At 68.4% G+C, this 16,697-nt stretch carries 14 protein-coding genes; 4 read left to right on the forward strand and 10 right to left on the reverse strand.

Features of this window, described 5'->3' with window-relative positions:
- On the forward strand, positions 1-458 hold a 458-nt coding region (locus tag DK254_RS15760; RefSeq protein WP_109934507.1), incomplete at its 5' end, for an isochorismatase family protein.
- Here DK254_RS15760 and rlmF read toward each other — a convergent pair.
- From rlmF to DK254_RS15780, 4 genes are all read right to left on the reverse strand, one after another.
- Entirely contained in the window at positions 459-1,448 is a 990-nt protein-coding gene (gene rlmF, locus DK254_RS15765; protein ID WP_109934508.1) for a 23S rRNA (adenine(1618)-N(6))-methyltransferase RlmF, read from the reverse strand.
- 257 nt (positions 1,449-1,705) lie between these two features.
- Positions 1,706-2,002 (reverse strand): helix-turn-helix domain-containing protein, encoded by a 297-nt coding sequence (locus DK254_RS15770; RefSeq protein WP_109934509.1) that lies wholly within the window; start codon positions 2,000-2,002, stop codon positions 1,706-1,708.
- A gap of 17 nt (positions 2,003-2,019) precedes the next feature.
- A complete protein-coding gene (locus DK254_RS15775; protein WP_109934510.1) occupies positions 2,020-3,852 on the reverse strand; it encodes an SLC13 family permease in 1,833 nt (610 codons plus the stop codon).
- A 94-nt stretch (positions 3,853-3,946) separates the two neighbouring features.
- Positions 3,947-5,602, reverse strand: a complete 1,656-nt coding sequence (locus DK254_RS15780) for a thiamine pyrophosphate-binding protein (RefSeq protein WP_109934511.1) — start codon at positions 5,600-5,602, stop codon at positions 3,947-3,949.
- 207 nt (positions 5,603-5,809) lie between these two features.
- On the opposite strand from DK254_RS15780, the gene DK254_RS15785 reads away from it, so the two are divergent.
- Positions 5,810-7,714, forward strand: coding sequence for a M14 family metallopeptidase (locus DK254_RS15785; RefSeq protein WP_109934512.1), 1,905 nt, complete (start codon positions 5,810-5,812; stop codon positions 7,712-7,714).
- Between the two features lie 232 nt (positions 7,715-7,946).
- Here DK254_RS15785 and DK254_RS15790 read toward each other — a convergent pair whose 3' ends face one another.
- The 6 genes from DK254_RS15790 to DK254_RS15815 all read right to left on the reverse strand — a co-directional run bounded on the left by DK254_RS15790 (position 7,947) and on the right by DK254_RS15815 (position 14,056).
- Positions 7,947-8,300, reverse strand: a complete 354-nt coding sequence (locus tag DK254_RS15790; RefSeq protein ID WP_109934513.1) for a DUF86 domain-containing protein — start codon at positions 8,298-8,300, stop codon at positions 7,947-7,949.
- Positions 8,293-8,583, reverse strand: coding sequence for a nucleotidyltransferase family protein (locus tag DK254_RS15795; RefSeq protein ID WP_089389528.1), 291 nt, complete (start codon positions 8,581-8,583; stop codon positions 8,293-8,295). The genes DK254_RS15790 and DK254_RS15795 overlap by 8 nt, the downstream gene beginning before the upstream one ends.
- A gap of 79 nt (positions 8,584-8,662) precedes the next feature.
- A complete protein-coding gene (locus tag DK254_RS15800; protein WP_109934514.1) occupies positions 8,663-11,512 on the reverse strand; it encodes a valine--tRNA ligase in 2,850 nt (949 codons plus the stop codon).
- Positions 11,513-11,725: 213 nt separating this feature from the next.
- Positions 11,726-12,091: a DNA polymerase III subunit chi gene (locus tag DK254_RS15805; protein WP_109934515.1), complete on the reverse strand. Its 366-nt coding sequence runs from the start codon at positions 12,089-12,091 to the stop codon at positions 11,726-11,728.
- Between the two features lie 14 nt (positions 12,092-12,105).
- On the reverse strand, positions 12,106-12,534 hold the full coding sequence (locus DK254_RS15810; RefSeq protein WP_109934516.1) for a DNA polymerase III subunit chi: 429 nt from the start codon (positions 12,532-12,534) through the stop codon (positions 12,106-12,108).
- Between the two features lie 34 nt (positions 12,535-12,568).
- A complete protein-coding gene (locus tag DK254_RS15815; protein WP_109934517.1) occupies positions 12,569-14,056 on the reverse strand; it encodes a leucyl aminopeptidase in 1,488 nt (495 codons plus the stop codon).
- A gap of 200 nt (positions 14,057-14,256) precedes the next feature.
- Here DK254_RS15815 and lptF point away from each other — a divergent pair, with 200 nt between their 5' ends.
- Positions 14,257-15,381 carry an LPS export ABC transporter permease LptF gene (gene lptF / locus DK254_RS15820; protein WP_109934518.1) on the forward strand — a complete coding sequence of 375 codons (1,125 nt, stop codon included), beginning with the start codon at positions 14,257-14,259 and terminating at the stop codon, positions 15,379-15,381.
- The gene (lptG, locus tag DK254_RS15825; RefSeq protein ID WP_109934519.1) at positions 15,374-16,441 is read left to right on the forward strand and encodes an LPS export ABC transporter permease LptG; all 1,068 of its coding nucleotides are present in this window, start codon (positions 15,374-15,376) and stop codon (positions 16,439-16,441) included. The genes lptF and lptG overlap by 8 nt, the downstream gene beginning before the upstream one ends.
- Positions 16,442-16,697 lie beyond the last annotated feature (256 nt).

The raw sequence follows: 16,697 nt of genomic DNA on the forward strand, positions 1-16,697 counted from the left end.
TATTGCAGCACAGCGCCTGGCTGCTGGCCGTGGCCCGGCGCCTGGGCGTGCCGGCGCTGGCCACCGAGCAGTACAGCAAGGGCCTGGGCCCGACCCTGGCGCAGTTGCGCGAGCAGCTGCCGGCCGCGGCCATCCTGGAGAAGATCGCCTTCTCCGCGGTGGCCGACCCGGGCCTGCTGCAGTTGCCCGGCGGCGAGCGCCGGCAGTTCGTGGTGTGCGGCACCGAGGCCCACGTCTGCGTGCTGCAGACCGTGCTCGGCCTGCTGGCCGAGGACCGCGAGGTCTACGTGGTGGCCGAGGCGGTCGGCTCGCGGCGCCCGGAGGACAAGGCCCTGGCCCTGGAGCGCATGCGCCAGGCCGGCGCGGTGATCGTCAACCGCGAGATGGTCGCCTTCGAATGGCTGGAGCGCGCCGGCAGCGAGACCTTCCGCGCCGTCAGCCGCGAGTTCATCCGCTAGTCAGCCGTACCAGGCGCGGCGCGCCTCGGAGTCGAGAAAGGTCCAGGCGACGAAGCGGCTCTGCTTCTGCCCCTGGGCCATGTCCACGGTGCGCACCTGCAGCGCGCCGGCCTTCTTCAGGGCGCGGCGGAAGTCGTCGAGGTTGCCGGCCTTGGACACCAGCGAGCTGAACCACAGCACCTGCTGCGCCACCTCCCGGCTTTCGCTGGCCATGCGCCTGAGGAAGGAGATCTCGCCGCCCTCGCACCACAGCTCGTTGCTCTGCCCGCCGAAGTTCAGCACCGGCAGCTTGCGCGACGGGTCGAGCTTGCCGAGGTTCTTCCACTTGCGCCGGCTGCCGGCGCGGGCCTCGTCGGGCGAGGCGTGGAAGGGCGGGTTGCACAGGCTGGCGTGGAAGCGTTCGTCGCTGTGCAGCAGGCCGTGGAAGATGTGCCGCGGCTCGGGTTGCTGGCGCAGTTCGATGGCCTCGGCCAGGCCCGGGTTGCCCAGCACTATGTTGCGCGCCGAGGCCAGGGCGGCGGGCTCGATGTCGGCGCCGAGGAAGCGCCAGCCGTAGTCGCGGTGGCCGATCAGCGGGTAGATGCAGTTGGCCCCCACGCCGATGTCCAGCACGCGCACGCCGGGGCCGCGCGGCATGCTGCCGGCGTTGTCCTCGGCCAGCAGGTCGGCCAGGTAGTGCACGTAGTCGGCGCGGCCGGGGATCGGCGGGCAGAGGAAGTCGGCGGGGATCTCCCAGTGGCCGATGCCGTACTGCGCCTTGAGCAGCGCGCGGTTGAACACCCGTACCGCCTGCGGGTCGGCGAAGTCGATGCTGGGCTTGCCGTAGGGGTTGGTGATCACGTAGTCGCCCAGCTCGGGGCTGGCGGCGATCAGGCTGGGAAAGTCGTAGCGCCCCTGGTGGCGGTTGCGCGGGTGCAGCAGGTCGGGCTTCTTCGCGGCGGGGTCGCGCAGCGGTTGCGGCTTGGCGAGGCGTTTCGGCGGCTTGGGCATGGCAGGCGGCGGGGCAGGGGAGCGGAGGGGGATTTTCCCACAGATGCCCCTCGTCTGGCGCGTCCCGCGCGGTGGTGGCCTGGGCGTAGGGCGAATAACCGTTCGCGGTTATCCGCCGCTACACCCAGGCTCTCGTCGGCTCCGCGTTCCAACTGGGCGGCTCTTCCAGTTCGACTCCGAGTGCCTGGGGCCATGGTCAAGCGGCGGATAACGCGGAGCGTTATTCGCCCTACGTTCTTGCGGACTACGGTGCGGTGTCAGGGATAGCCCAGCAGCGCCTTGATCTTCGCCAGGTTCGCCGCGATCCAGCGCGGGTCGATGGCGCCCCAGTCGCGGATGCGGTAGTGCCCGGCGTTGTTGCGCTCGCCGGCGTGTTGCTCGAACACGCAGTCGATGTCCAGGTCGGCCAGCGCCGCCAGGGTGTCCTGGGCAGTGCGGCGGGGCATGCCGGTGGCTTCCATCAGCGCCGGCACGCTGCTGGCCGTGCCGCTGTCCACCAGCCAGGCGACGTACAGGCGGCGGTAGAAACTGCTCTTGGTCTTGCTCGCTTCCATGGGGCGTCCTTGTTCGTTCAGTACAACGGCAGCAGCCAGGGTACCAGCAACACGCTGACGATCATCACCAGCAGGGTGAAGGGCACCCCGACCCTGACGAAGTCGCCGAAGCGGTAGTGCCCCGGGCCCAGCACCAGGGTGTTCACCGGCGAGGAGATGGGCGTCATGAAGGCCGCCGAGGCAGCCAGCGCGACTATCATCGCGAAGGGCGCCGGCTGCGCGCCCAGGGCCTTGGCCGTGGCGATGGCCACCGGCGCCATCAGCACCGCGGTGGCGGTGTTGGAGATGAACAGGCCGATCAGCGCGGTGAGCAGGAACAGGCTGGCGAGGATCAGGTAGGGCCCGGCGCCGCCCAGCGCGCCGACCAGCGCCTGCACCGCCAGGGCGATGCCGCCGGTCTTCTGCAGGGCCAGGGCGAAGGGCAGCATGCCGACGATCAGCACCAGGCTCTGCCAGTGGATGGCGCGGTAGGCGCTGTCCATGTCGATGCAGCGGAACAGGCCCATGAGCAGGCAGGCGATGAGCGCGGCGAGCACGTTGGGCACCAGGCCGCTGACCATCAGCAGCACCATCAGCCCCAGGGCCAGCAGCGCGTGGGGCGCCTGGCTGGCCGCCGGCGCGGCCTCGTCCACCTCCGCCGGCAGGCTCAGCACCAGGAAGTCGCGGCCCTGGCCCTGGAGCTGGCGGATGTCCTTCCAGGCGCCCACCACCAGCAGGGTGTCGCCGACCTTCAGCTTGGCCTCCAGCAGGCCGTCCACCACTGCCTCGCGGTTGCGCCGCAGGCCCACCACGTTGAGCCCGTACTGGCTGCGGAAGCCCAGCTCCAGCACGCTCTTGCCCAGCAGGGCGGATTCCGGCGGCAGGGTCACCTCGGCCATGCCCACCTCGTGGGCGCGTTCGGTGAAGTAGTCGCCGTGCAGGCTCAGCGGTTCCAGGCCGTACTCGTGGTAGAGCTGCAGCAGGTCGATGCCCGGCTGGAAGATGTCCACCAGCAGCACGTCGCCGGCCTGCAGCACCACCTCGGCGCCGGGGCTGAGGATCTTCAGGCGGAAGCGCGCCAGGCGCTCGATGGCGATGACGTTGGTGCCGCGCTCGGTGCGCAGCTGCACGTCGCCCAGGGTCATGCCCGCCAGCCGGGAGTCGGCGCGGATGCGCAGCCGGCGCTCGCGCCCGGCCAGCTGGTAGTCGCGGATCAGGTCGCGCAGCGAGCGGCGTTGCGCGGCGTTGCCGGGGCTGTCGTCGCCGTGGCCGAGCCAGCGCCGGGCCACCAGCATGTAGGCCACGCCCAGGGCCAGGATCACCAGGCCGATGGGGGTGAAGCTGAAGAAGCCGAAGCCCGCCTCGCCCTCGCGCACCAGTTCGCTGTGCACCACCATGTTCGGCGGCGTCGCCACCAGGGTGAGCATGCCGCTGATCAGCCCGGCGAAGCTCAGCGGCATCATCAGCCGCGCCGGCGCCACGTTCATGCGCGCGGCGACGGTGAGCACCACCGGGATGAAGATCGCCACCACGCCGGTGGAACTCATCACCGAGCCGAGGCCGGCCACCGCCAGCATCAGCAGCACCAGCAGGCGCGTCTCGTCGCTGTCGGCCTTGTGCGTCAGCCATTCGCCGATGCGGTAGGCCACGCCGGTGCGCACCAGGCCCTCGCCGATCACGAAGAGCGCGGCGATCAGCACCACGCTGGGGTCGGCGAAGCCGGCCAGCGCTTCCTGCACGCTGAGCACGCCGGTCAGCGGCAGCGCCACCATGGCCAGCAGGGCGACCACGTCCATGCGCGGCCGGTTGAGGACGAACAGCGCCACCACGGTGGCGAGCAGGAACAGGACCCAGAGCAGTTGCGGATTCATGCGCTTCCTTAGCCGGCGAATCGGCAGGCATTGTTCCCGGTCGCGGGGAACAATGCCTTGACCCGATGCAGCTTAGCGAAGCCTTTGGCGCTTTTCAGGGAAGCCGCGCCACCGGGGTGATCTGCCGTGGGTCGGTGCGCAGCTCGATCAGCGCCGGCTTGCCGCAGGCCCGGGCGCGCTGGAAGGCGGCGGCGAAGTCCGCGGTGCGCTCCACCCGCTCGCCGTGGGCGCCGAAGGCCCGGGCCAGGGCGACGAAGTCGGGGTTGTGCAGCTCGGTGGCGGAGATGCGCCCGGGGTACTCGCGTTCCTGGTGCATGCGGATGGTGCCGAGCATGCCGTTGTTGACCACGATGACGATTAGCGCGGCGCCGAACTGCACGGCGGTGGCCAGCTCCTGCGGGTACATCATGAAGCAGCCGTCGCCGGCGAAGCACACCACCTCGCGCTGCGGCTCGCGCAGCTTGGCGGCGATGGCGGCGGGGAAGCCGTAGCCCATGGCGCCGTTGGTGGGCGCCAACTGGCTGCGGGCGGCGCGGTAGCGGTAGAAGCGGTGCACCCAGACGGCGTAGTTGCCGGCGCCGTTGCTGATCACCGCGTCCTCGGGAAGGGTTTCGGCGAGGTGGCCGACCACCGCGGCCAGGTCCACGCCCTGCAGCTCGGCCGGGCTGGCCGGCGGGGTGGAGTAGGCCAGGTAGTCGGCGCGGGCCTCTGCCGTCCATTCGGACCAGGGGCGTTCGGCCATTGGCGGCAGGGTGTCCAGGGCGGCGGCGATGGCCGGCAGGCTGGCCTGGATCGGCAGGTCGGCCTGGTAGACGCGGCCCAGTTCGCTAGCGTCGGGGTGGACGTGGATCAACGTCTGGACGGGTTTCGGGCTTTGCACCAGGGTGTAGCCGGCGCTGGGCGTCTCGCTCAGGCGCGAGCCGAGCACCAGCAGCAGGTCGGCCTCCTGCAGCCGCGCGGTGAGCCTGGGCGAGGCGCCGAAGCCGAGCTGGCCGACGTACCGTGCGTCGTCGTTGTCGTAGAGGTCCTGGCGGCGGAACGAGGCCACCACCGGCAATTCGTTGGCCCGGGCGAAACGCTGCAGGGCGCGGCGCGCGGATTCGTCCCAGCCGGTGCCGCCAACTATCAGCAGCGGCTTGCGCGCACGGGCGAGCAGGCTGCGCAGCTCTTCCAGCGCGGCCAGCGGCGGGGCGACCTGCGGGATGCGCGGGGCGGGCGCGTCCGTCACCTGCGCGGTGCCGAACAGCACTTCCTCCGGCAGCCCCACCACCACTGGGCCGGGGCGCCCGGACTGGGCCACGGCGAAGGCCTGGGCGACCACCTCGGGGATGCGGCGGATGTCGTCGACCTCCGTGGCCCACTTGGCCAGGCCGCCGAACATCTGCCGGTAGTCCACCTCCTGGAACGCCTCGCGGCCCTTGAAGGCGCTTTCCACCTGGCCGACGAAGAGGATCATCGGCGTCGAGTCCTGCTTCGCCGTGTGCACGCCGTTGGCCGCGTGGGTGGCGCCCGGCCCGCGGGTGACGAAGCAGATGCCCGGGCGCCCGGTGAGCTTGCCGTAGGCGTCGGCCATGTTCGAGGCGGCGCCTTCGTGGCGGGTGACTATGGTGCGGATGCCGCTGGCGTCGTGCAGCGCGTCCAGCACCGGCAGGTAGCTTTCGCCGGGGATGCAGTAGACGGTGTCCACCGCGTTGCGCAGCAGGGCTTCGACGAGGATCTGGCCGCCATTGCGGGCGGGGAGGTCGGACATGGTTCGGGCTCCTGTGGAAATCGGGCCGGTGGCCTTGGCGGCGCCGGCGCGTCGATCTTCGGCCCAAAGCCTGTGCCGCGCCAAGCGAGCTTTCTTCGGGTAGTCATTCCACCCCGGAATGACGCCTGCGACAACCGGCCCCTTCGGCCGCGTAGATCATGGTCTAAGGTTCTCCGGGCCATGGCTCACCGCGAAAGGAGGCCCCCCATGCGCCATCGAGGATTCCACCCGCTGTACGCCGCGCTGCTGCTGGCCGGCAGCCTGCCGGCCCTGGCCGCGTTGCCCCAGGCGCCCGGCTACGTCGATGACAGCGGCTACCCGGCGGCCGCGAAGCAGCGCATCCTGCCGCCGATGTTCGAGCAGAAGCTGGCCAGCACCCGCTACCTGGCCAGGCCCGACGACCCGCTGATCACCCTGGCCGAATCCAGCGGCTTCCGGCAGACCAGCGACTACCACCAGAGCCGCGACTACCTGAAGAAGCTGGCCGATGCCTCCGGCGGCAGGCTGCTGCTGAGCGAGCTGCCGGAGAAGAGCGCCAGCGGCGAGCCGATGCTGCTGGTGACCGCCTCGACCGAGGCCGACAAATCGCCGGCCGGGCTGAACGGCTCGGGCAAGCCGACGCTCTTCGTCGAGGCCGAGATCCACCCCGGCGAGGCCAACGGCAAGGACGCGATGTTCATGCTGCTGCGCGACATGACCGCCGGGAGCAAGCCACTGGCCGGGCTGCTGGACAAGGTCAACATCCTCTTCATCCCCGCCGTGAACGTCGATGGCGACCTGCGCCGCAGCCCCTACGGGCGCATCAACCAGAACGGCCCGGAGGTCACCGGCTGGCGCGTCAACGGCCTGAACCTGAACCTCAACCGCGACTTCACCAAGCTCGACAGCGCGGAAATCCGCAACGTCGCCTGGGTGTTCAACCAATACGACCTGAGCTTCTTCGCCGACACCCATTCCACCGACGGCGCCATGTACCCCTACGACAGCTCCTACTGCCACAACGGCAACGGCTGGTCGCCGGCATCCAGCCAGTGGATGGACGAGGTCATGCGTGGCCCGGTGTACAAGGAACTGGAAGGCGACGGCCACGTGGTCCACGAGTGCATCAGCCTCAACGACAACCAGGACCCGGCCAAGGGCTACTACCCCTACCGCACCGACCTTGCGCGCTTCTCCAACCAGTACGGCGACATCCGCAACGTGCCCTCGATCCTCATCGAGCAGCACGCGCTGCACCCGTATGAAACCCAGGTGCTGGGCAACTACGTGATGCTCAAGGCGATGTTCCGGGTGATCGGCGACAACGCCGACTCGCTCAAGGCCGCCATCGCCAAGGACCGCGAGCGCCTGGAGGCGCAGAAGGAGGTGATCCTGACCTGGAAGCCGGGCAAGGAGCAGCACACGCCCTTCGTCGTCGGCGACTACCACTACGAGCAGTCGCCCATCACTGGCGCCAAGACCATTGTCTGGAGCAACAAGCCGAAGACCTTGCAGGTGCCGATCAGCGACAACTCGGTGCCCGACCTGGTGGTCAAGCGGCCGAAGCAGTACGTGGTGCCGGTGCAGTGGCGCGAGGTCATCGCCCGGCTCAAGGCCCACGGCATCCGCATGCAGACCCTGGAGCAGCCGACCGCCATCGAGGTCACTCTGTACCGCATGGATGACATCAAGCTGGCCGGCGGCTTCGAGCCGGACCGCGCCGCGGCCAACGAAATCCCCGGCTACGAGGGGCATCTGCTGGTCAGCGGCAACGGCAAGCCGTTCCAGCGCCTGCAGACCTTCCCGGCCGGCTCGGTGGTGATCGACACCGATCAGCCGCTGGGCGTGCTGGCGATCAACCTGCTGACCGCCGAGAGCCCGGACTCCTTCTGGTCCTGGGGCTTCTTCAACGCCACCCTGGTGTCCGCCGAGGAACCGGAGGAATACGTGATGGAGCCCATGGCGCGCAAGATGCTCGCCGAGGACCCGCAGCTGAAGGCCGAGTTCGAGAAGAAGCTGAAGGACGACAAGGCCTTCGCCAAGGACCCGCATGCGCGGCTGGAATGGTTCTACCAGCGCACGCCCTTCCATGACGTGAATGCCTACGTCTACCCGGTTGGTACGGTGTTCTGACTGGTTGTAGGAGCGGGCCCTGCCCGCGATTCGCGCGCAGGGCGCGCTCCTACATGGGAATGGTGTGGGTGGGACGGCGTAGGAGCGGATCTCATCCGCGAATCGCGCCGGTGGCTTGGGTTATCGCGGACAAGGTCCGCTCCTACGACCGAGCTTCCCTGGAAACGTAGGGCGGATAACCGTTCGCGGTTATCCGCCGCCGGCCGTAACGTCGGTTCCCGGAGACAACGGGCTACGTTTGCTGTTGGCGTAGGACTCGCAGTTGCGTCAGCAGGGTAGGGACCTCGTCGCGGACGATGCTCCACAGCGTATCGTCGTCGATGCCGAGATAGCCGTGGATCAGCCGGTTGCGCGTGGCGACGAGCATGCGCCAGGGGATCTGCGGGTTGGCCTGGCGCGCTTCCGGGGGAACATGCGTCGCGGCTTCGCCGATGATCTCCAGGTTGCGCAGGGTGGCGTCGTAGACCAGCGGGTTATCGACGAAGGCCTGCTGGTCGAGGCCGGCGCAATAGCTCAGGACTTTCTCCGCGCAGGTGATCATGTCGTCGACATAGAAGTGCCAGACGCGCCCGGACGCCTCAGACATTCACCGCCTCCGCCTCGATGAAGGGCCGCAGTTCGGGGCGCAGGGCCTTTTCGGTGACCAGGTCGACGCTGCTGCCCAGCAGGTCCTCCAGGTAGAACTGCACACCGAAGTAGCGTTCCGAGGTGGCGGGGCCGTCGAAGGCCACCAGGATGTCCACATCGCTGTCCGGCCTGGCAGCATCGCGCACGGTGGAGCCGAACAGGGCGAGCCGGACCACGCCGAAGCGCTCGGCCAGCTCGGGCTTGCAGCTTTGCAGCAGGTTCAGGGCGTTGGTGCGCTTCATGGCGTCCTCCGGGGGATACGCCAGAAGGTAGCACAAGCGAAAAGCACAAGGCCCGCATCGCGGGCCTTGTGGATAACGCTTACAGGCTGGCGATCTTCTCGCGCTGCTGGATCAGGTTGGTCACCGCCTGCTCGGCCTCGGCCAGCTTGGCGCGTTCCTTCTCGATCACTTCGGCCGGGGCCTTGGCGACGAAGCCTTCGTTGGCCAGCTTGCCGCCGACGCGCTTGACCTCGCCTTCCAGGCGCTGGATTTCCTTGTCCAGGCGCGCCAGTTCCGCGGCCTTGTCGATCAGCCCGGCCATGGGCACCAGCACCTGCAGCTCGCCGACCAGCGCGGTGGCCGACATCGGCGGTTCCTCGCCTTCGTCGAGCACGCGCACCGACTCCAGCTTGGCCAGCTTCATCAGCAGCGGCTCGTTGTCGGCCAGGCGGCGATGGTCCTCGGGGGAGGCGTTGTTCAGCACCAGGTCGATGCGCTTGGCCATGGAGATGTTCATCTCGCCGCGGATCTGGCGGATGCCCAGCATCAGCGCCTTGACCCACTCGATGTCGCCTTCGGCGGCGGCGTCGATCTTCGCTTCGTCGGCCACCGGCCAGGGCTGCAGCATCAGGGTGTCGCCGCTCTTGCCGGCGGAAGCCTTGATGCGCTGCCAGATTTCCTCGGTGATGAACGGCATGAACGGGTGCGCCAGGCGCAGCGCGGTCTCCAGCACGCGCACCAGGGTGCGGCGGGTGCCGCGCTGGCGCTCGATGGGCGCGTTCTCGTCCCACAGCACCGGCTTGACCAGTTCCAGGTACCAGGCGCAGTACTCGTCCCAGATGAACTCATAGAGGGCCTGGGTGGCCAGGTCGAAGCGGAAGGCGTCGAGCTGGCGGGCGACTTCCTGCTCGGTGCGCTGCAGCGCCGAGATGATCCAGCGGTCCACCGCGGACAGCTCGACCGGCTCGCCGTTCACGCCGGTGTCCTGGCCATCGGTGTTCTCGATGACGAAGTTGGCGGCGTTCCACAGCTTGTTGCAGAAGTTGCGGTAGCCCTCGACGCGGCCCATGTCGAACTTGATGTCGCGGCCGGTGGAGGCCAGCGAGCAGAAGGTGAAGCGCAGGGCGTCGGTGCCGTAGCTGGCGATGCCTTCGGGGAATTCGGCGCGGGTCTGCTTGGCGATCTTCTCGGCCAGCTTGGGCTGCATCATGCCGCTGGTGCGTTTCTCCAGCAGGGCGTCGAGGCTGATGCCGTCGACGATGTCCAGCGGGTCGAGCACGTTGCCCTTGGACTTGGACATCTTTTGGCCCTGGCCGTCGCGCACCAGGCCGTGGACGTACACGGTCTTGAACGGGACCTGCGGGGTGCCGTCCTCGTTCTTGATGAGGTGCATGGTCAGCATGATCATGCGCGCCACCCAGAAGAAGATGATGTCGAAGCCGGTCACCAGCACGTCGGTGGGGTGGAAGGTCTTCAGGTACTCGGTCTGTTCCGGCCAGCCGAGGGTGGAGAAGGTCCACAGGCCCGAGCTGAACCAGGTGTCCAGCACGTCCTCGTCCTGGCGCAGTTTGGCCTCGCCGAGGTTGTGCTTGGCGCGTACCTCGGCCTCGTTGCGGCCGACGTAGACGTTGCCGGCTTCGTCGTACCAGGCCGGGATGCGGTGGCCCCACCACAGCTGGCGGCTGATGCACCAGTCCTGGATGTCGCGCATCCAGCTGAAGTACATGTTCTCGTACTGCTTGGGCACGAACTGGATGCGGCCGTCTTCCACGGCGGCGATGGCGGGTTCGGCCAGTGGCTTGGTGGAGACGTACCACTGGTCGGTCAGCCAGGGCTCGATGACGGTGCCGGAGCGGTCGCCCTTGGGCACTTTCAGCGCGTGGTCATCGATTTTCTCCAGCAGGCCGGCGGCTTCGAAGTCGGCGACTATCTGCTTGCGCGCGACGAAGCGGTCCAGCCCGGCGTAGGCGGCCGGCAGGCTGGCGTCCAGTTCGGCGTTGACGCTGCCGTCGAGGTGGAAGACCTGGGCCGTGGCGAGGATCGCCGCGTCCTTGTCGAAGATGTTGATCAGCGGCAGGTCGTGGCGCTTGCCGACTTCGTAGTCGTTGAAGTCGTGGGCCGGGGTGATCTTCACGCAGCCGGTGCCGAACTCGCGGTCGACGTAGTCGTCGGCGATGATCGGGATGCGCCGGCCCACCAGCGGCAGCTCGACGAAGGTGCCGATCAGGGCCTGGTAGCGCTCGTCTTCCGGGTGCACGGCGACCGCGCTGTCACCGAGCATGGTTTCCGGGCGGGTGGTGGCGACGATCAGGTGGTCCTTGCCGTCGGCGGTCTTGTGGCCGTCGGCCAGCGGGTAGCGCAGGTGCCAGAGGTGGCCCTTCTCGTCGTGGTTCTCCACTTCCAGGTCGGAAATGGCGGTGTGGAACTTGGTGTCCCAGTTGACCAGGCGCTTGCCGCGGTAGATCAGGCCGTCGTCGAACAGGCGGACGAAGGCTTCCTTCACCGCGTTGGACAGGCCGTCGTCCATGGTGAAGCGCTCGCGCGACCAGTCCACCGAGGAGCCCAGGCGGCGGATCTGCCGGGTGATGGTGCCGCCGGACTGCTCCTTCCACTCCCAGACCTTGTCCAGGAACTTCTCGCGGCCGAGGTCGTGGCGCGCCACGCCCTGGGCGGCCAGCTGGCGCTCCACCACCATCTGGGTGGCGATGCCGGCGTGGTCGGTGCCCGGCTGCCACAGGGTGTTGCGGCCCTGCATGCGGCGGTAGCGGATCAGCGCGTCCATGATGGCGTTGTTGAAGCCGTGGCCCATGTGCAGGCTGCCGGTGACGTTCGGCGGCGGGATCATGATGGTGTACGGCTCGCCGGAACCCTGCGGGGCGAAGTAGTTGTTCTGCTCCCAGGTGGGGTACCAGTGGGATTCGATGGCGTGGGGCTGGTAGGTCTTGTCCATGAGCGCGGCGGGACCCTGTAGGCGGCTAAACGGAAAACCGTCAAATATAAACAAGCTGCAGGCCACAAGCTACAAGCGGCAAGCAAAAGCCCGCCGGGGCCTCCACGGGACCGTAGGGCGAATAACGCCGCAGGCGTTATCCGCCGTTGTTCCTGGCATCGGTGTTTCCGGCCGGCGGCGGATAACCGCGAAGGGTCATACGCCCTGCGTCGGTCAGGGCTTGCGCTGCGCCAGCAGCCTTTGCAGGCGCGCTTCCAGGCGGCGTTGCAGCTCGGCTTCGATCTGCGGCACGAAGTCGTCGATGACGTCCTGCAGGATCAGCTGCGCGGCGGCGCGCAATTCGCTGTCCAGGCGGGCTTGCTCGCGGCTGGGCGCGGGCAGGTCGTCGTCGGCCTGTTCCTCGGCCGGGGCTGGCCGTGGCGAGGCCTGCACCACGTCGGAGAGCAGCGGGATGTTGTCCGGCTCGAAGGATTCGGTGAGCAGGGGCGGTTCGCCATCCGGCTCGCCGAGCAGGCCGTGGATCGACTCCAGGTCGTCGAGCAGGTGGTCGGGGTCTTTCGGGGGCTTGCGGCTGTCCATTTTTCCGTAAAGCGTCAGAGGCGCGGCAGGCGATGGTCCTGCAAAGGATAGCCCTGCTCGCGGTAGTAGCGGAAATTCTCCCGCGCCGCCTGGCGGATGGCCGGTTCCTCCACCACCAGTTCGGCGATGCGCGAGAACTCGCCGGCGAAGGCCGGCACCGCCAGCGTCAGGTTGACCAGCAGGTCGCGGCGGCCCGCCGGGGGCTCGCCCAGGCCCAGGGTGACCGGGGCCTGGGCGTCTTCCTCGGCGGCGTTGTGCGGCACGAAGGCTTCCTTGCGGAAGCTCCACAGGCGCGCGTCCAGGGCCTCGCGCTGGGTTTCGTCGGCGCACAGCAGGTACACCCGCATGCCCTGCCGCCAGGCCTTGTCGGCCAGGCGGCAGGCGATGGTCAGGCGCGCGTCGGGATCGGCGCTGGGGATGACGTAGAAGTCGACCCGCGTCATGCCGGCGATCCCATCGAACGATTGCGCTTTGCCATTACTTCACGCGGTCCAGCAGGTACTGGGTGAGCAGCGGTACCGGGCGGCCGGTGGCGCCCTTGTCCTTGCCGCCGCTGATCCAGGCGGTGCCGGCGATGTCCAGGTGCGCCCAGTGGTACTTCTTGGCGAAGCGCGAGAGGAAGCAGCCGGCGGTGATGGTGCCGGCCTTCGGCCCGCCGATGTTGGCGATGTCGGCGAAGGGGCTGTCCAGCTGCTCCTGGTACTCGTCGAACAGCGGCAGCTGCCAGGCGCGGTCGTCGGCCTGCTCGCCGGCCTTGAGCAACTGGCGGATCAGCGTGTCGTTGTTGCCCATCAGGCCCGAGGTGTTGGCGCCCAGGGCGACGATGCAGGCGCCGGTGAGGGTGGCGATGTCCACCACCGACTGCGGCTTGAAGCGCTCGGCGTAGGTCAGGGTGTCGCACAGCACCAGGCGGCCTTCGGCGTCGGTGTTGAGGATCTCGACGGTCTGCCCGCTCATGGTGGTGACGATGTCGCCGGGGCGGGTGGCGCCGCCGCTGGGCATGTTCTCGGCACAGGCCATCAGGCCCACCAGGTTGATCGGCAGCTGCAGTTCGAGCACCGCGCGGAAGGTGCCGAAGACGCTGGCGGCGCCGCACATGTCGAACTTCATCTCGTCCATGCCCAGGCCGGGCTTGAGGCTGATGCCGCCGGTGTCGAAGGTGATGCCCTTGCCGACCAGCACGTGCGGCGCCTCGTCCTTCTTGCCGCCGTTGTAGTGCAGCACGATCAGCCGCGGCGGCTGGTCGCTGCCCTGGGCCACGGCGAGGAACGAGCCCATGCCCAGGTCGCGCAGTTTCTTCTCGTCGAGAATCTCGACCTTCAGGCCCTTGTGCTCCTTGGCCAGAGTCTTCGCCTGCTCGGCGAGGAAGCTGGGGTGGCAGACGTTCGGCGGCAGGTTGCCGAGGTCGCGGGTCAGGGCCATGCCGTTGGCGATGGCCCGGGCCTCCCTGGCGCCCTGCTCGACGGCGGGGGCGTCGGCCTTGTCGGCCAGCAGGGTGAGCTTCTTCAGCTTGGGCGCTTCGGCCTTCTGGCTCTTGTAGCGGTCGAAGACGTACAGGCCATCGGCCAGCGTCTCCACCAGCAGGCGCGCCTTGCCGTGGGCGTTGCGGCCCTTGACCGCCAGGTCGCCCAGGGCCAGCACGGCGTCGCTGCCGCCCAGGTTCTTCAGGCTGGCCAGCACCGAGGAAACCAGTTTGCGGTATTGGCGGTCGGAGAGTTCGCGCTCCTTGCCCGCGCCCACCAGCAGCACGCGTTCGGCCTTAAGGTTGGGCAAAGCTTGCAGGAGTAGTGTCTGGCCGACCTTGCCGGCCAGGTCGCCGCGCTTGAGCAGGGCGGCGATGGCGCCGCCGCTGGCGGCGTCCACGGCCTGGGCCGCGGTGCCGAGCTTGCGGCCTTCGCCGACGGCGAGCACCAGGGTGGCGGTCTTCAGGGTTTGCGGACTGACGCTTTTTACAAGGAATTCCATGGCAAGGTGTCCCCGGGACGAAGGGTCGAAGTGGCGGGTGGTCGGCGACCCGGCTTGGCTTCTGCGCAGTGACAGGCCCGGCGAATCGCAGGATAATGCCGCGTATTTTTCACCGGCCCCGTGCTATACGGGCCGGCAGTGCCTCACGGCGGCTAGTTTGAGCGTAGCCGCCCGAGCGTGACAACCCTGGAGTGCCCGGTTTGATTGTCTTCCGTTACCTGTCCCGTGAAGTGCTGATCACCATGAGCGCGGTGAGCGCCGTGCTGCTGGTGATCATCATGAGCGGCCGCTTCATCAAGTACCTGGCGCAGGCCGCCCAGGGCATGCTGGATCCCGGCTCGCTGTTCATGATCATGGGCGTGCGCCTGCCTGGCTTCCTCCAGCTGATCCTGCCCCTGGGCCTGTTCCTCGGCATCCTGCTGGCCTATGGCCGGCTGTACCTGGAAAGCGAGATGACCGTGCTCACCGCCACCGGCATGAGCCAGCAGCGCCTGCTGGCCTACAGTATGGCGCCGGCGGCGCTGGTGGCGCTGCTGGTGGCCTGGCTGAGCCTGTCGCTGGCGCCCCAGGGCATCGCCCAGATGCAGCTGATCCTGAACAAGCAGGACGCCATGACCGAGTTCGACACCCTGGCGCCGGGCCGCTTCCAGTCGATGCGCGACGGCTCGCGGGTGACCTACACCGAGCAGCTGACCAACGACCGCACCCAGCTCGGCGGCATCTTCATCTCCGACAAGAACCCGCCGCGCAACGGCCAGGACCGCGGCCTCTCGGTGCTGGTGGCGAGCACCGGCGAACAGCAGATCCACCCCGACGGCAGCCGCTACCTGATCCTCAAGGACGGCTACCGCTACGACGGCACCCCGGGCCAGGCCGACTACCGCGCCATCAAGTACGACACCTACGGCGTGCTGCTGCCCAAGCCGGAGGTGAGCAGCGAGATCGACGACCGCGACGCCATCCCCACCAGCGACCTGTTCGCCAGCAAGGAGCCGCGCATGCGCTCGGAGCTGCAGTGGCGCTTCTCCATCCCGCTGCTGGTGTTCATCGTCACCCTGCTGGCGGTGCCGCTGTCCAGGGTCAACCCGCGCCAGGGCCGCTTCCTCAAGCTGCTGCCGGCGGTGCTGCTGTACATGGCCTACCTGGCCCTGCTGATCGCCGCCCGCGGCATGCTCGACAAGGGCAAGATCCCCATGGCCCTGGGCCTATGGTGGGTCCACGCGATCTTCCTGGCCATCGGCCTGCTGCTGGTCTACTGGGAGCCCCTGAGTCTGAAGTGGGCCGCCTCGCGTGCGCGCTCCGTGAAGGAGCGCAAGCATGCGTAAGCTCGACCGCTACATCGGCACCACCATCTTCGTCGCCATCCTCGCCGTGCTGGGGGTGATCCTCGGCCTGGCCCTGCTGTTCGCCTTCATCGACCAGCTCGGCGCCCTGGACGACAACTACACCCTGGGCGTGGCCCTGAAATACGTGCTGCTCACCGCGCCCAGCCGCGCCTACGACATGCTGCCGATGGCCGCGCTGATCGGCTGCCTGGTGGGCCTGGGCAGCCTGGCCAGCAACAGCGAGCTGACCATCATGCGCGCCGCCGGGGTGTCGCTGCAGCGCATCGTCTGGGCGGTGATGAAGCCCATGCTGGTGCTGATGTTCGCCGGCATCCTGGTGGGCGAGTACGTGGTGCCCTACACCGAGACCCAGGCCCAGAGCGACCGCGCCCTGGCGCAGAGCAGCGGCGGCGCGGTCAGCTCGCGCAACGGCCTGTGGCACCGCCAGGGGCAGGAATTCATCCACATCAACGTGGTGCAGGCCGACGGCACCCTGCTGGGCGTGACCCGCTACGATTTCGCCGAAGGCCACGTGCTCAAGAGTTCCAGCTTCGCCAAGCGCGCGGTGTTCCGCGACGGCCAGTGGACGCTGGAAGAGGTGACCACCACCCTGCTGCACCCGCAGGAGAAGCGCAGCGAGCTGGTCAGCTCGCCTGCGGAAGCCTGGAACATCCAGCTCAGCCCGCAGCTGCTCAGCACCGTGGTGATGGAGCCCGAGGCCCTGTCCATCAGCGGCCTGTGGGAGTACATCCACTACCTCAAGGACCAGGGCCTGAGCACCAACCGCTACTGGCTGGCGTTCTGGACCAAGGTGCTGCAGCCGGCGGTGACCGCGGCCCTGGTGCTGATGGCCATTTCCTTCATCTTCGGCCCGCTGCGCAGCGTGACCCTCGGCCAGCGGGTGTTCACCGGCGTGCTGGTGGGCTTCACCTTCCGCATCGCCCAGGACCTGCTGGGCCCGTCGAGCCAGGTGTTCAACTTCCCGCCGCTGCTGGCGGTGCTGCTGCCGGCGGCGATCTGCGCGCTGCTGGGGGCCTGGTTGCTCAAGCGGGCGGGGTGATATCCCGGACGGTTCGGTGCGGCCGGCGGGCCTGATCGCGGACGGAGTCCGCTCCTATGGTTCCAGGAAGCACGGCTTTTCGTAGGATGGTGTTGAGCGAAGCGATACCCATCCTACGAAGAGCATCTCGGCGCAAGACAGGTTCAGGGAAGCACGGGCGTAGGAGCAACTGTCTTCTGGGCTCCCTCGTTCGCGGGGGTGACTGGATCAAAATTCGCGTCTCCCATGTCGCCCCATTGTAGGAGCGGGCCCTGCC

The sequence above is a fragment of the Pseudomonas sp. RW407 genome, assembly GCF_003176655.1.
Lineage (GTDB): Bacteria > Pseudomonadota > Gammaproteobacteria > Pseudomonadales > Pseudomonadaceae > Pseudomonas > Pseudomonas delhiensis.

Excerpts from the sequence above, each read along its gene's own strand:
- DK254_RS15805 (WP_109934515.1), bottom strand. The coding sequence starts at position 12,091 with ATGGACAGCCGCAAGCCCCCGAAAGACCCCGACCACCTGCTCGACGAC.
- DK254_RS15800 (WP_109934514.1), bottom strand. The coding sequence starts at position 11,512 with ATGGACAAGACCTACCAGCCCCACGCCATCGAATCCCACTGGTACCCC.
- DK254_RS15770 (WP_109934509.1), bottom strand. The coding sequence starts at position 2,002 with ATGGAAGCGAGCAAGACCAAGAGCAGTTTCTACCGCCGCCTGTACGTC.
- DK254_RS15785 (WP_109934512.1), top strand. The coding sequence starts at position 5,810 with ATGCGCCATCGAGGATTCCACCCGCTGTACGCCGCGCTGCTGCTGGCC.
- rlmF (WP_109934508.1), bottom strand. The coding sequence starts at position 1,448 with ATGCCCAAGCCGCCGAAACGCCTCGCCAAGCCGCAACCGCTGCGCGAC.
- DK254_RS15780 (WP_109934511.1), bottom strand. The coding sequence starts at position 5,602 with ATGTCCGACCTCCCCGCCCGCAATGGCGGCCAGATCCTCGTCGAAGCC.
- lptG (WP_109934519.1), top strand. The coding sequence starts at position 15,374 with ATGCGTAAGCTCGACCGCTACATCGGCACCACCATCTTCGTCGCCATC.
- DK254_RS15815 (WP_109934517.1), bottom strand. The coding sequence starts at position 14,056 with ATGGAATTCCTTGTAAAAAGCGTCAGTCCGCAAACCCTGAAGACCGCC.
- DK254_RS15790 (WP_109934513.1), bottom strand. The coding sequence starts at position 8,300 with ATGTCTGAGGCGTCCGGGCGCGTCTGGCACTTCTATGTCGACGACATG.
- DK254_RS15810 (WP_109934516.1), bottom strand. The coding sequence starts at position 12,534 with ATGACGCGGGTCGACTTCTACGTCATCCCCAGCGCCGATCCCGACGCG.
- DK254_RS15795 (WP_089389528.1), bottom strand. The coding sequence starts at position 8,583 with ATGAAGCGCACCAACGCCCTGAACCTGCTGCAAAGCTGCAAGCCCGAG.
- DK254_RS15775 (WP_109934510.1), bottom strand. The coding sequence starts at position 3,852 with ATGAATCCGCAACTGCTCTGGGTCCTGTTCCTGCTCGCCACCGTGGTG.